12 protein-coding genes and 1 tRNA gene are annotated in these 13867 nt (G+C 46.6%); 9 read left to right on the top strand and 4 right to left on the bottom strand.

Annotated features, from left to right (window positions below; all coding sequences use genetic code 11):
- The first annotated feature begins 28 nt into the window (after nucleotides 1-28).
- Nucleotides 29-706, top strand: a complete 678-nt coding sequence (locus EV210_RS13330) for an N-acetylmuramoyl-L-alanine amidase family protein (protein ID WP_132081354.1) — start codon at nucleotides 29-31, stop codon at nucleotides 704-706.
- 46 nt (nucleotides 707-752) lie between these two features.
- Here EV210_RS13330 and EV210_RS13325 read toward each other — a convergent pair whose 3' ends face one another.
- The 4 genes from EV210_RS13325 to EV210_RS13310 all read right to left on the bottom strand — a co-directional run bounded on the left by EV210_RS13325 (nucleotide 753) and on the right by EV210_RS13310 (nucleotide 4624).
- Nucleotides 753-1415 (bottom strand): potassium channel family protein, encoded by a 663-nt coding sequence (locus tag EV210_RS13325; protein WP_132081351.1) that lies wholly within the window; start codon nucleotides 1413-1415, stop codon nucleotides 753-755.
- Nucleotides 1416-1443: 28 nt separating this feature from the next.
- The gene (locus tag EV210_RS13320) at nucleotides 1444-2802 is read right to left on the bottom strand and encodes a TrkH family potassium uptake protein (RefSeq protein WP_424218041.1); all 1359 of its coding nucleotides are present in this window, start codon (nucleotides 2800-2802) and stop codon (nucleotides 1444-1446) included.
- 198 nt (nucleotides 2803-3000) lie between these two features.
- The gene (locus EV210_RS13315; protein ID WP_132081345.1) at nucleotides 3001-4236 is read right to left on the bottom strand and encodes a radical SAM/SPASM domain-containing protein; all 1236 of its coding nucleotides are present in this window, start codon (nucleotides 4234-4236) and stop codon (nucleotides 3001-3003) included.
- Nucleotides 4237-4339: 103 nt separating this feature from the next.
- The gene (locus EV210_RS13310) at nucleotides 4340-4624 is read right to left on the bottom strand and encodes a hypothetical protein (RefSeq protein ID WP_132081341.1); all 285 of its coding nucleotides are present in this window, start codon (nucleotides 4622-4624) and stop codon (nucleotides 4340-4342) included.
- 160 nt (nucleotides 4625-4784) lie between these two features.
- On the opposite strand from EV210_RS13310, the gene EV210_RS13305 reads away from it, so the two are divergent.
- The 8 genes from EV210_RS13305 (at nucleotide 4785) to ahbA (ending at nucleotide 13865) form a co-directional block, all read left to right on the top strand.
- A tRNA-Gly gene (locus EV210_RS13305) sits at nucleotides 4785-4859 on the top strand.
- A 290-nt stretch (nucleotides 4860-5149) separates the two neighbouring features.
- Nucleotides 5150-6439, top strand: coding sequence for a trigger factor (tig, locus tag EV210_RS13300; protein ID WP_132081338.1), 1290 nt, complete (start codon nucleotides 5150-5152; stop codon nucleotides 6437-6439).
- A gap of 43 nt (nucleotides 6440-6482) precedes the next feature.
- The gene (gene clpP, locus EV210_RS13295; protein WP_132081335.1) at nucleotides 6483-7088 is read left to right on the top strand and encodes an ATP-dependent Clp endopeptidase proteolytic subunit ClpP; all 606 of its coding nucleotides are present in this window, start codon (nucleotides 6483-6485) and stop codon (nucleotides 7086-7088) included.
- 12 nt (nucleotides 7089-7100) lie between these two features.
- On the top strand, nucleotides 7101-8363 hold the full coding sequence (gene clpX / locus EV210_RS13290) for an ATP-dependent Clp protease ATP-binding subunit ClpX (RefSeq protein ID WP_132081332.1): 1263 nt from the start codon (nucleotides 7101-7103) through the stop codon (nucleotides 8361-8363).
- Nucleotides 8364-8501: 138 nt separating this feature from the next.
- Nucleotides 8502-10190 (top strand): ATP-dependent protease LonB, encoded by a 1689-nt coding sequence (gene lonB, locus EV210_RS13285; RefSeq protein WP_132081329.1) that lies wholly within the window; start codon nucleotides 8502-8504, stop codon nucleotides 10188-10190.
- A 195-nt stretch (nucleotides 10191-10385) separates the two neighbouring features.
- Entirely contained in the window at nucleotides 10386-12698 is a 2313-nt protein-coding gene (lon, locus tag EV210_RS13280; protein WP_424218040.1) for an endopeptidase La, read from the top strand.
- The gene (gene yihA, locus EV210_RS13275; protein ID WP_376746769.1) at nucleotides 12695-13327 is read left to right on the top strand and encodes a ribosome biogenesis GTP-binding protein YihA/YsxC; all 633 of its coding nucleotides are present in this window, start codon (nucleotides 12695-12697) and stop codon (nucleotides 13325-13327) included. The genes lon and yihA overlap by 4 nt, the downstream gene beginning before the upstream one ends.
- Before the next feature lie 85 nt (nucleotides 13328-13412).
- Entirely contained in the window at nucleotides 13413-13865 is a 453-nt protein-coding gene (ahbA, locus tag EV210_RS13270) for a siroheme decarboxylase subunit alpha (RefSeq protein WP_132081323.1), read from the top strand.
- Nucleotides 13866-13867 lie beyond the last annotated feature (2 nt).

The raw sequence follows: 13867 nt of genomic DNA, 5'->3' as shown, positions 1-13867 counted from the left end.
TGCTTGCCTGCTAGTAAGGATGAAATATATGAAAAAATCTCGCCTTATTCTTTTTTGGGCAACACTGGTCCTGATGCTGCCACTTCATGCTACGGTTTACGGTGCAGCGCTCACGGGTACATATACCGGTGTGCAGGGAAGGACAATTGTAGTCGATCCTGGTCATGGCGGAAGTGATGCGGGGGCTCTTGGAACCCATAATATCGCTGAGAAAGACGTGACCCTGGGAATTGCACTGGAGTTGAAAAAGATGCTTGCTGCCAAAGGAGCGAATGTGGTGCTAACCCGCAGCTCTGATAGGGATGTGGCTTACAGCGGGGCTTCTGACAAGGAAGAACTGGCAGCCCGGGTTAATGTCGCTAATCGTTTGGATGCCGACTTGTTTGTCAGCATCCATGCTGATGCGCATTCCACCCAGGATGCGCAAGGCACGACAACTTATTTTTATGAAAAGACCGATGAAGACCGCCGCTTTGCCCAAATCCTGCAGAGTAATCTGGTGCGGCAGGTTGGGCTGTTCGACCGGGGTTTTGAAGAAAATGATTATTATGTCCTGGAGAACACACATATGCCGGCAATCTTGGCAGAAGTGGCTTTCCTTTCTAATCCCCAGGAAGCAAAGCTGCTCAGTAAATCATCGTTTTGGCGTAAAGCTGCGCTAGGACTCTATAACGGCATAAACAATTACTTTTTAGCAGTAAGATAGCGAGTGAAGGCGCCGGTTTTTTACCGGCGCCTTCACTGTTATTTCATCATTCCAGCTCTTCCAGCCGCTGGAGTCCGTCAATGCCGCCAACTACGATTAACACATCTTCGGAAGTAATTTTGTCACTGGGGTGAGGGGGAACGATAATTTTGTCAGTCCGCTTAATGGCAACAACGTTCATTTCATATTTGGCGCGCAGATTGGCTTCAGCCAGACTTTTACCGATCAGGGAGCGGGGAGCGTTGATTTCTACAAGACTTAAGTTGGGCGACAGCTCAATATAATCCAGTACGTTAGTTGAAACTAAGTTGTGTGCCACTCGCTGGCCCATGTCGCGTTCGGGGTAAACAACCCTGTCGGCGCCGATTTTTTTTAGCATTTTTCCGTGCAGTTCGTTGCGGGCTTTTGCTACGATGTGCGTAACTCCCATATCTTTTAGCAGCAGTGTAGTCAGCACATTTGCCTGCATATCTTCGCCGATTGCGACGACAACTACATCGAAATTGCGCATTCCCAGCGTTTTTAAGGCTGCCTCGTCAGTGGTGTCGGCTACAGCCACATGGGTTACTTCATCACTGAGCTTTTGCACTTTTTCTTCGTCTGAATCGACTGCCAGCACCTCATGGCCGGAGCGGGCCAGTGTCAGCGCAACGCTGGAACCGAACCTTCCCAGGCCAATGACTGCAAATTGCCGTTTTTTCTTTGCCATATTAGTTGTCTCCTATCTCTAATGTAAATTAACCAATGATGACCTTGCCCTCAGGAAAATGGACGGACTGTTTTTTCTCGCGCAGCGCCAGGGCGAGTGCGAGCGTAACCGGGCCAACACGGCCGGCAAACATGGTGATAATTAGCCAGAATTTGCTGGTATCGCTCAAGGCGGGCGTAATTCCTGTTGACAGGCCAACCGTACCGAAGGCTGAAACTACTTCGAACAAAAGGTTAATAAAAGGCTGCTTTTCCTGAATGACCAGCATCATTGTAATGAAAATAACCAGCAGTGAGGCAATGAAAGCTACGGCAAAAGCCCGGTAAACGATCTGGCGGCCAATAGAGCGATGAAAGACCTCTATATCCTGCTTGCCTCGAATAATAGCCCAAACAACCAGCATTAAGACGGCAAAAGTTGAGGTTTTAATACCGCCGCCGGTTGAACCAGGCGCTGCACCGATAAACATTAAGATACTCATGAAAAATAACGTAGCTGTTTCTAGGCTGCTGATCGAAATAGTATTATAGCCTGCACTGCGGGTGGTAACAGACTGGAAAAAGCTGCTGAGAAGTTTGTCTTGCCAGCTGAGCGGTCCTAGTGTAGCTGAATTATTATACTCAAGCAGAAAAATGACAACTGTTCCTGCCAGCAGCAGTACAAGGCTGGTGACAACGACAAGTTTGGTATGCAGTGACAGCCGGGAAAACTTACGGGTTGTCCATATGTCGGCTATGACGCTGAAGCCCATACCGCCTAGCAGTACGAGCATGGCAACCGTTAGATTAATGGTAAGATCCGAAACATAACCTGTAAGGCTTTTCGAGTTGCCCAGCAGATCAAAACCGGCATTACAGAAAGAAGAGATTGCATGCCAGTAACCCAGGTAAATACTAAGCGGGCCGTACTCGCCGTACCAGCGAAGCGCTAATATTGTCCCGCCAATAAATTCAATCAGCAGGGTCATCTTCAAAATATAAATGGTAATTCGCACGATCCCCGACAGCGTAAGTTGATTAAGAGACTCCTGCATAAGGAGCCGCTGACGCAGGTTGATTTTTTTTCCGATCAGCAGGGCGATCAGGGTCGTCATTGTCATGATGCCCAGTGCACCGGCTTGAACCAGTACGATGATGACAAGTTGTCCAAACAAGGACCAATAGGTTCCGGTATCTACGACACTCAGACCGGTAATGCAGACTGCCGATGTTGCCGTGAACAATGCATTCATGAAATTGGTAGATTGGCCGCTGGCGGATGCTATCGGCAGGGATAGCAAGCAGGCCCCTAAGAGGATAAGTGCGGCAAAGCTGGCCGATAGAATTTGGTAAGGGGACAGCTTCCAGCGGGAAATGTCAAGCAGGTTACTATTTTGATACTGATTCAAATAAGTCACTCCACTACTATGATATCCTGTGCGTAATCGGCATTAATAGTAAAACCGATTTATTCCTATTTTATCCTGAAGCACCAGAATAAAACTGGTACTCCAACCGGAAAGCATACTGCTTCCCGATTGGAGCAGCCAGGCTGAGCCTACTATTATTATACAATACTACTGGAAGAAAAAAAGAGCCTTGACGGTTTATTTCTCTTCCCACACACCAGTATACGGATTATAACCGCAATCGGACGAACAGGCCAGCCAGCGTTTGGCCGAATCGCTGCCCTGAGCCAGCGGACGGCAGTCGCCGCAGGCGTAGCGGTATTCACAGTCTTTGCATTTTTCTACTTTATCCTTGGTGGTATGCCAGATGCGCTGCAGGTTTTCCCCTGCTACAATTTCCGGCAGAGGCTCGGTAAGGATATTGCCGCAGACTTGATTGCGGGCAAAGATACAGGGAATTACTTCTCCGTCCGACGTGATGGCTAGCTTTCCTGCTAAACAGGAATGGCAGGCTGCTGCCCGGAAAAACGATTGACTGTCGGTATGGAAAGGTGGTTTTATTGGAGGCTTACGATAAGTAAGCGGCAATAAGTCCTTATCATCACCGCGTCCGGTAGGGCGAACGACATCCGGCGGGTTTACTTCAACCCCCAGTTCGCCGCACAGCTGCATAATGTTATCCACTTCCTGCTCATTGGGTTTCATAATGATAGAAGCGATCCGCAGTGGAATGCCTGCTGCGAGAATTTTTTTGATATTGCCGAACGTTTTGGCGAAGCTGCCCGGATTAAGCGTAATTTGATCATGAACGGCAGCATTGTCCGCATAAATCGTGGTGGCAATGTTAACATTATGCTCGACAAAAAAAGCAATATCACTGTCGGTTATCGTGGTGGCATTTGTGAATATTTCAATATATTCATAACCCTCGAGGGTGGCTTTTTCGATTAATTGACGCCACTCGGGATAAAATAATGGCTCTCCGCCGATTAACTGAACTGCTGTAGCTCCAATCTGTCTCGCTTCCGTGATTACTGATAACCAGCGTTCAAGGGGAACTACATCCGGTGTTTGGCAGGGGCCGCTGGTGGCATAACAATGGAGACAGCGATTATTGCAGTTCGAGGTCAGCTCAAGCCAGAGAAATTCAAGTGTTGGCTCATCCGGCTCTGCGCGGTCCGCTACACCTTCAGGCTCCAGAATGTACATGGAACCAAGCTCTTTCGTGACTAAGTCATTTAAAAATTTGAGATAAACTTGGTTTTCCGGATCGGAAATATCTATAAGATCTTCAAGTGGAGCTGCCTGACACTCTGTTAGCAGCTCGAGAGCACCTCTATTAATCGATAAGACCTTGCCGGAATGAATGTTGTAGATCGCACCGCGCTTGGCTCCTCTGACAATATGGCAATGCTTGTGCAAGCGAAAAAACAATGGAAAGTCCCCCTTCCTCAATCTTTCCTATAGCATATGAAGGGAGAGGCCCGGGTGTGAAAAAGAAAAAGACGCCGGCCAGTGGCGGACGTCTAACCAAGAACTAGCGCGGATAGCAGTTCCAGGGGAAACAGCCGTTGGGATTGCAGCTGATCCGTGGATAGCAGGAACGTGGGTAACAGCTAAAGCGTGGATAGCATTGGCGCCGGGGGAAACAGCCGAAGCCGGCAATGAAGCCTACGCCCAAACCAACCCCTAAAATTGGCAGGCATCTGTCATCCCGCCATTCTGCGTCATCTTCATCTTCCCAGTCATCATCAAACCGGTCATCCCAGTCGTTTAATTCAGGATCTTCCCATTTCGGACGATTATATCTGCCGTTTCGCATGAGGCACAGCCTCCTTTTTTGTTTTAGAAGTACTTATGGTACATAGTATGTAGAAATGCACGGAAGGGTGAAACATAAAAAAGAAAAAATGCAAATCGGTGTTGACAATAATAAGCGGTCTCTCTATAATAAACTATGTTGCAAAAATGCATATTGGTATGCGGAAGTAGCTCAGCGGTAGAGCATCGCCTTGCCAAGGCGAGGGTCGCGAGTTCGAATCTCGTTTTCCGCTCCACAGAACCTAACAGTTGACTGTTAGGTTTTTTTATCTTATCTGAAAGTGAAAGTTTCTAACTAGGCATAAGAACGGCATGGGCTTTTCGCCTGTATCTAAAGGACTTGGCAGCCAGGTCTTTCTAATATGGTTGAATCAAGTACAATATCTTGTTTTTGTCATACTCTTATGGTATGATTTAGGGTATGGCATGCCATCGTTTTGCCTACTGGTAATTTTTTCTGTCAATGTGGGAATACTGTTGACAGCCAGGTAATGCCGAAAGCATTTCTAAGGAGGAAAGTACATAAATGAAGGTAATAGCGGAAAGAATAGACAATCATAAAATGGTGTTGGAGATGGAAGTCCCTCAGGCTGAAGTAACGAAAGCGGTGGATAAGGCATACCAAAAACTGGCAAGCCGCGTAAATATTCCGGGCTTCCGCAAAGGTAAGGCTCCCCGGAAGGTTCTTGAGTCACGCATCGGCAAAGAGGCTATTTTAGATGAGGCTTTTGAAATACTTGCTCCTGCTGCATATAATAAAGCCTTGGAAGAACAGAAAGTTGAACCTGTTACCCGTCCTGAAATTGAGGTTGTTACTTTCCAGGAAGATCAGCCGCTGAAATTTAAAGCGACGATTGTAACTAAGCCTGAAATTCAATTAGGTGACTATAAAGGTGTCAAAGTTGCGAAGGCCGCTCCTGAAGTTAAGGAAGAAGACGTTGCCCGCCAACTGGACAGCCTGCGCAATCGTCATGCCAAAATGGTCGTAGTTGAAGATGCTGTGCTTGCTAATGGAGATTTTGCAATCATTGATTTTGAAGGCTTTGTTGACGGTCAGCCTTTCAAAGGCGGCGACGCCAAAGGCTATCCGCTGGAAGTCGGTTCGGGCAGCTTTATCCCCGGTTTCGAAGATCAATTACTGGGAGCAAAGGCTGGCGACGAAAAAAACGTAGCAGTTTCCTTCCCGGAAGATTATTTTGTGCCTGAGCTGGCTGGAAAAGCAGCCGAGTTCAAAGTGAAAATTCATGATATCAAACGCAAGGAAATGCCTGAAATGGATGATGACTTTGCGAAAGATGTCAGTGAGTTTGAAAGCCTGGAGGAATTAAAGGCTGATTTGAAGAATAAGTTAGAACAGACTGCAGTTGAAAACGCCGAACGCGATTTCCGTAACAATTCCGTTAAAGCGGCAGTAGATAATGCAACTGTTGATATTCCGGAAGTTATGATTGAACAGCGCATTGGACAAATGATCCAGGATCTGCAGGTTAGCCTGGAGAATCGTGGTATGAAGCTGGATGATTACCTGAAATATTCCGGCATGGATATCGCTAAGCTCCGGGAAACCTACCGTGAGGCAGCGGCTGTTAATGTTAAAACTGATCTTCTTCTGGAAGCTGTTGCAAAAACCGAAAAACTGGAAGTAACTCCTGAAGAAATGGATGCAGAAGTTGTGGGAATGGCCAAGAACTTTGGTGCAGATCCTAAAGACGTCTGGGAAATTATCCGCAAGGAAGGCCGCATTATGGGATTGGTAGATTCCGTCGTGCGCAAGAAAGCAGCCCAGTTTATTATTGATAACGCTGTAAATGCGTAATCTTCAAGTAATGGGTAAATAAAATTAACCCGAGGTGGTTTTCGTGTCTTATGTGCCAATGGTAGTTGAGCAGTCCAGCCGCGGCGAACGGGCCTATGATATCTATTCCCGTTTGCTTAAAGACCGCATTATCTTCATCGGCGGTCCGATTGATGATCATGTGGCGAATTTAGTTATTGCTCAATTGTTGTTTTTAGAAGCGGAGGATCCTGACAAGGATATCCACTTGTATATTAACAGCCCTGGTGGCGTTGTGACAGCCGGACTGGCAATTTATGATACAATGCAGCACATTAAGCCGGATGTATCAACGATTTGCCTTGGCTCTGCCGCCAGTATGGGAGCGCTGCTCTTGTCTGCCGGTGCTGCAGGCAAGCGGTATGCTTTACCCTATGCCCGCATTATGATTCATCAGCCTTTGGGTGGTGCTCAAGGGCAGGCAACCGACATTGAAATTCATGCGCGAGAAATTCTGCGGCTTAAGGACGTGTTGAATGGAATTCTCGTTCATCATACCGGTCAGCCTCTGGAAAAAATTCAGCGTGATACCGAACGTGACTTCTTTATGTCCAGCCAGGAAGCAAAAGAATACGGATTAGTGGATTCTATATTGGTCCGGGGTGAGCAACGCAAAGAGAGTCCCAAATAGAGAGGTGGTATTATGTTGAAATTTGGGGATGACAGGGGTCAGCTAAAGTGCTCCTTTTGTGGCAAGTTACAAGAGCAAGTTAAAAAGTTAGTTGCCGGACCAGGAGTTTACATCTGCGATGAATGCATTGAACTCTGCAATGAAATAATTGAGGAAGAACTGAGTGAAGATGTCGATCTCGAACTCAGAGATGTTCCGAAGCCAAAAGAAATTAAAGATATTCTTGACCAGTATGTCATTGGGCAGGATGAAGCGAAAAAAAGCTTGTCCGTAGCTGTTTACAATCACTATAAGCGCATCAATTTAGGTGCTAAAGTAGATGATGTAGAACTGCAAAAGTCCAACATTGTGATGCTGGGGCCTACCGGCAGCGGCAAAACATTGTTAGCTCAGACACTGGCGAAGCTGCTGAACGTTCCCTTTGCAATTGCTGATGCTACATCCCTAACGGAAGCCGGTTATGTGGGTGAAGATGTGGAGAATATTCTCCTCAAACTCATCCAGGCCGCTGATTATGATGTGGAAAAAGCGGAGAAGGGTATTGTTTATATCGATGAAATCGATAAAATTGCCCGCAAATCGGAAAATCCTTCGATTACCAGGGATGTATCCGGTGAAGGAGTCCAACAGGCATTACTGAAAATTCTTGAAGGTACGGTAGCTAGTGTGCCTCCTCAGGGCGGCCGTAAGCATCCGCATCAGGAATTTATTCAGATTGATACAACCAATATCCTGTTTATTTGCGGCGGTGCGTTTGACGGTATTGATAAGATTATCAGCACCCGGACCGGCAAAAAGACGATGGGCTTTGGTGCGGAAGTTCAAAGCAAGGAAAACAAAAATATCGGCGAAATGCTGAAAAATATTTTACCTGAAGACTTGCTGCGCTTTGGACTGATACCCGAATTCGTTGGCCGGTTACCAGTAATTGTCACTTTGGATGCACTTGATGAGGCCGCACTTGTCCGTATTCTGGTTGAACCTAAGAATGCTTTAATTAAGCAATATCAAAAGTTCATGGAATTGGATAATGTTCAGCTGGAATTCAAGGAAGATGCATTAAAAGCAATTGCGGCGGAAGCGTTGAAGCGTAACACCGGTGCCCGTGGCCTTAGAGCAATTATTGAGGCTATCATGCGCAATGTTATGTATGAAGTACCTTCCCGGGCTGACGTTTCGAAATGCATCGTAACCAAAGAGGTTATTACCAATAAGGAAGAACCTGTCATGGTTACCGTTGAACGTAAAGCGAAGAAAAAAGAAGAATCGGCATAAATAAGAGGAGATTTCTCCTCTTATTTTTTTGTGTTTAATGAGCTGTCCTTGCCTCTTTTTGCCAGGATAAAATAGAGTGGACTGCCGATACTAACAGTGAAAATTTAATTTGCTGTGGAAAGGAGGTCGTTGGCAAAGGTGGATTATGCAGTAAATGTAATCAGTTTGATTCAATTCTTTTTTGCCATCGTTATCGGTTTCTATTTCTTGAATCTCCTGCGCTCTCAACAAGGCAATAAGGTGGCAGTAGAGCGGGAATCAAAAAAAGAAATGGATAAATTACAGCGAATGAGAGAAGTTTCGCTTACTGAACCGTTATCGGAAAAAACCCGTCCTCAGACATTTGCGGAAATCGTTGGACAAGAGGAGGGGCTGAAGGCGCTCAGAGCGGCTCTTTGCGGTCCTAATCCACAACACGTGTTGATTTATGGTCCTCCGGGGATTGGTAAAACAGCTGCAGCGCGGCTGGTATTGGAGGAAGCAAAACGCAACCCGTTGTCGCCGTTTAATCTCAACGCTAAGTTTATCGAAATGGATGCCTGTACAGCCCGTTTTGATGAGCGGGGCATTGCCGATCCGCTAATTGGAACTGTGCATGATCCAATCTACCAGGGCGCCGGTGCGATGGGAATGGCCGGCATTCCTCAACCCAAACCGGGAGCGGTTACTAAGGCGCACGGCGGTATATTATTCATTGATGAGATTGGTGAGCTTCATCATATTCAGATGAATAAGCTGCTGAAAGTGCTGGAAGACCGCAAAGTTTTTCTCGAAAGCTCCTATTACAACAGTGAAGATACCAATATTCCCTCTCATATTCATGATATTTTTCAGAACGGTCTGCCTGCCGATTTTCGTATGGTAGGTGCTACAACCCGGATGGCGACAGAGATTCCGCCTGCAATCCGTTCCCGGTGCGTGGAAATCTATTTTCGCCCTTTGCTGGCAGATGAAATTGGGGACATTGCCAATAATGCCGTGCGGAAAATTGGCTTTGAAATTGAACCTGGCGCATTGGCGATCTTGAAAGCGTATGCTTCCAATGGTCGTGAAGCCGTGAATATGATCCAGATCGCTGCCGGGATAACCTTAAATGAAAACAAAAAAGTAATCAGTCAGGCTACAGCAGAATGGGTTATTAATTTTGGTCAATATAATCCACGGCCTGATAAAAAGATACCATTAAAGCCGCAAATTGGGATTGTTAACGGTTTAGCCGTATTTGGTCCTAACATAGGCACCGTAATGGAAATTGAAGTTTCAGCAGTTCCTAACCTGTTTGGCAACGGGAAGGTAACGATTACCGGAGTCGTTGAAGAAGAAGAAATCGGTACTCCTGGTAAAACAATACGGCGCAAGAGCATGGCCAAGGGATCAATGGATAATGTACTTACTGTACTGGCAAACCAATACGGTGTCGAAATCCATAAATATGACATTCATATTAACTTTCCCGGCGGTGGTCCGATTGATGGACCTTCAGCAGGCGTAACCGTAGCCACGGCGATTTATTCGGCTATCAAAGGAATACCCATTGATAATACTGTGGCAATGACAGGAGAAATATCCATTCGTGGTTTTGTAAAGCCGGTTGGCGGAGTAAGTGCAAAAGTGATTGCCGCGAAGCAGGCCGGAGCAAGAAAAGTGATCATTCCCAAAGAAAACTGGCAAGAATTATTTACTACCTTGGGAATTGAAGTCATTCCGGTTGAATCAATTAATGAGGTAATTAAGCATTCTCTGCTGGAAGCACGTGAGGAAGTGCCGCGTATCGAGGTTGCTGTTCCTCAGAATGATTTACTTACTGCGGCAGGCGTTCAAATGTAAAGAAGAATAAGACACTAAAAAGCCGGGAATTTCCTGGCTTTTTTGTTTAACTAAAAAAAATATTACAAAATAATGGTTATACTTCTCTCTTTTGTTAAAGAAGAAAAGGGATTTTGCTATACTGCTAAGAATATTTATAAATAGTAACGCCAAACTAAGACTGACATTGTTGCATTCATAAGGAGGTTCCCTATTGTGGCTAAAAAACGTCTAATTCCTTTATTGCCTTTGCGCGGCATTTTGGTTTTTCCATATATGATCATTCATCTGGATGTCGGTCGCGAAAAATCGATAAGTGCGCTGGAAGAAGCGATGGTTCACGATCGCCTGATTATGCTGGCCAGCCAAAAAGATGCTCAAAATGATAAACCACTGCCTGAAGATATTTTCTCAACCGGAACGGTTGCAGAAATTAAACAGCTCCTAAAGCTGCCTGGCGGCACCATCCGTGTGCTGGTAGAAGGTCTGCACCGGGCAAACATCGAAAAGTTTGTCGAGCTTGAACCTTACTATCAAGTGGAAATAATAGAATATGAAGAGATGGAAGGCAAGACCCCGGAAGTGGAAGCTCTTACCCGCTCTGTTGTTCACCAGTTTGAACAATGGGTGAAACTGAGTAAGAAGATTCCGCCGGAAACGCTCGTTTCAGTTGTAACGGTTGAAGAACCGGGGCGGCTTGCTGATTTGATCGCCAGCCACTTGTCTTTAAAAATTGAAGATAAGCAAGCTCTGCTTGACGCTGTGCCCGTAAAAGAGCGCTTAGAGAAGCTGTGCGAGATTATTGGCCGGGAAATGGAAATTCTTGAACTGGAAAAGAAAATAAATGTACGTGTTCGTAAGCAGATGGAAAAAACACAAAAAGAATACTATCTGCGTGAGCAGCTAAAAGCGATTCAAAAAGAACTCGGCGACAAAGACGACCGGACGGCTGAGGTTGATGAGTACCGGCAGCGCCTGAAGGAACAGACTCTGCCGAAAGAGGTGGCGGAAAAAGTCATCAAGGAAATTGAACGGCTGGAGAAAATGCCGCCCATGGTGGCGGAAAGTGCTGTTATACGGACATACCTGGATTGGTTGTTAGCACTGCCCTGGAGCAAAGAGACAACCGACCGCCTGGATGTTAAGCTGGCCGAAGAAACATTAGACGAAGATCATTATGGTTTAGGAAAGGTGAAAGAACGGATTCTGGAATACCTGTCGATCCGTAAGCTGACCCAAAGCATGAAAGGACCTATTTTGTGCCTGGTGGGGCCGCCTGGAGTTGGTAAAACTTCACTGGCCCGTTCGATTGCCCGCGCAATGGAGAGGAAATTCGTGCGGGTTTCCCTTGGCGGGGTAAGAGATGAGGCCGAAATCCGCGGACATAGACGTACTTATGTTGGCGCACTGCCGGGACGCGTTATTCAGGGGATGAAAACAGTTGGTTCCAAAAATCCGGTGTTCTTGTTAGATGAAATTGATAAAATGAGCTCCGATTTCCGCGGGGATCCGTCGGCAGCGCTGCTTGAGGTGCTTGACCCGGAGCAGAATAACTCTTTCAGTGATCATTATGTGGAAGTTCCGTTTGATTTGTCCCGTGTGCTGTGGGTAGTAACCGCCAATGTGATGCACAATATTCCACGGCCGTTGCTTGACCGGATGGAAATCATTTCCCTTCCTGGTTATACGGAAGAAGAAAAGGTGCAAATTGCTAAGCGCTATCTTATTCCAAAACAAGTGCGCGATCATGGCCTGACCGATAAGCAGGTGATATTTACGGAAGGAACTGTGCAAAAAGTCATTCGTGAGTATACGCGGGAATCGGGTGTGCGCAATCTGGAACGCAATATGGCGACACTCTGCCGCAAGGCCGCCCGCCAAATTGTGCAGAATGAGCGTACCAGCATTAAAATTACCACTCAGAATCTCCATACCTTCCTTGGCGCTTCAAAATACCGTCATGCTCAGGCCCAAAGCAATCATCAGGTGGGAGTTTCTACCGGTTTGGCCTGGACGGAAGTCGGCGGCGATGTATTGGCAACCGAGGTATCGATCATGAAGGGCAAAGGCAAGCTTACGCTTACCGGACAGCTGGGCGAAGTCATGCGCGAATCGGCCCAAGCCGGTTTCAGCTATATACGTACGAAAGCGAATGAGTTAGGGATCGATCCTGAGTTCCATGAGAAGACGGATATTCATATTCATCTTCCTGAAGGCGCCATACCCAAAGACGGTCCTTCTGCCGGTATTACCATGGCAACTGCGGTTGCTTCTGCGCTTACCGGTAAAGCTGTGCGGTCTGACCTGGCGATGACTGGTGAAATTACCCTCCGGGGGCGTGTACTGCCTGTGGGCGGAATTAAAGAAAAAGTATTGGCTGCTCATCGTGCCGGTATTAAGAAGATCATCCTGCCTCAGGAGAATAAGCGTGATTTGGATGAGTTGCCGGTTAACGTTAAACGCAGTCTGGAGTTTATCCTCGTTGAGCATATGGATGAAGTACTGCAAACCGCATTGGTGACTGAATGATGACAGGGACGGATATCGCAAAACTTCATATTTTAAATGCCAAATATCTGGCCTCTGCCGTACGTCCGGATCAGTATCCACCGGGTGAAGTGGTGGAAGTAGCTTTTATTGGCCGGTCCAATGTGGGAAAATCATCTTTGATTAACTCGTTATGCCGCCATCGGGGGTTGGCTTTAGTTAGCGGCAGACCGGGAAAAACACAGACAGTGAACTTCTTCTCGGTAAATGCCAAGCTGGAAGAAGAACAGCGGATCGAATGGTTTCTCGTTGACTTACCTGGTTATGGCTATGCCAAAACGGCAAAGTCGAATAAGCTGCAATGGTCGAAATTCATCAGCCAGTATATCATGGAATCCCCGCGTCTGCGGTTGGTATGCCAGTTGATCGATATTCGGCATGACCCGATGGAAAGCGATAAGGACGCCTATCAGTGGCTTAGCCAGGGCCCCGCACCTGTCCAGCTTATTGCTACAAAGGCTGATAAGCTGAACCGTTCGCAAATTAAGAAAAATACCGATACGATTGCCAGGCAATTAGGAGCTCAGGGAAGAGTCATCCCTTATTCCGCCTTAAAAGGAGATGGGCGGGATGAATTGCTCGACACAATCTCCAGGATACTGCTGAAATAAAGAAATGAGTGGCAGGTAACAGTAGCTGCTGTTGCCTGTCATTCCCATACATAGATCTTTATTTAGTAAAGAAAGGCAGTGAGCCATGCTTACATCTTTTGACAAGGCACTCCTGAATATCGTGCAGACTGATTTGCCTCTTGCCAAAAGGCCATTCGCCGAACTGGCTGCGCGATTGGGTACCGAAGAGGCTGCAGTGCTGGAACGATTGCAATATTTAAAGGACAATGGCTATATCCGCCGCATGGGTCCTTTTTTTGATTCTACTAAGCTGGGCTACACAGGCACGCTGGTAGCTGTTAAAGTTGCGCCGGAAAAGCTGGCCGATGTTGCCCGGTTTATTAATGATTATCCGGGGGTTACCCATAATTATGAGCGTGAAGGAGAGTTTAATCTGTGGTTTGCTTTACTCACGCCTGATCTTAGCCTGCAGGAACAAATCCTAGCTTCTATCGGGGCAAGGGAGGGCGTTGAGAAGATGCTTAACCTGCCGGCAACCAAGAAGTATAAAGTCAGCGTTCAGTTTAAGCTGGAATAATA

It is taken from the genome of Anaerospora hongkongensis (assembly GCF_004339805.1).
Taxonomy (GTDB): Bacteria; Bacillota; Negativicutes; order Sporomusales; family DSM-15969; genus Anaerospora; species Anaerospora hongkongensis.
Note: the sequence above shows the minus strand (reverse complement) of the source record. Positions and strands in the feature narration are given on the sequence as shown.

Coding starts and splice junctions, on each gene's coding strand:
- yihA (WP_376746769.1), top strand. CDS start 12,695: ATGATGACAGGGACGGATATCGCAAAACTTCATATTTTAAATGCCAAA.
- clpX (WP_132081332.1), top strand. CDS start 7,101: ATGTTGAAATTTGGGGATGACAGGGGTCAGCTAAAGTGCTCCTTTTGT.
- EV210_RS13310 (WP_132081341.1), bottom strand. CDS start 4,624: ATGCGAAACGGCAGATATAATCGTCCGAAATGGGAAGATCCTGAATTA.
- EV210_RS13330 (WP_132081354.1), top strand. CDS start 29: ATGAAAAAATCTCGCCTTATTCTTTTTTGGGCAACACTGGTCCTGATG.
- EV210_RS13325 (WP_132081351.1), bottom strand. CDS start 1,415: ATGGCAAAGAAAAAACGGCAATTTGCAGTCATTGGCCTGGGAAGGTTC.
- tig (WP_132081338.1), top strand. CDS start 5,150: ATGAAGGTAATAGCGGAAAGAATAGACAATCATAAAATGGTGTTGGAG.
- ahbA (WP_132081323.1), top strand. CDS start 13,413: ATGCTTACATCTTTTGACAAGGCACTCCTGAATATCGTGCAGACTGAT.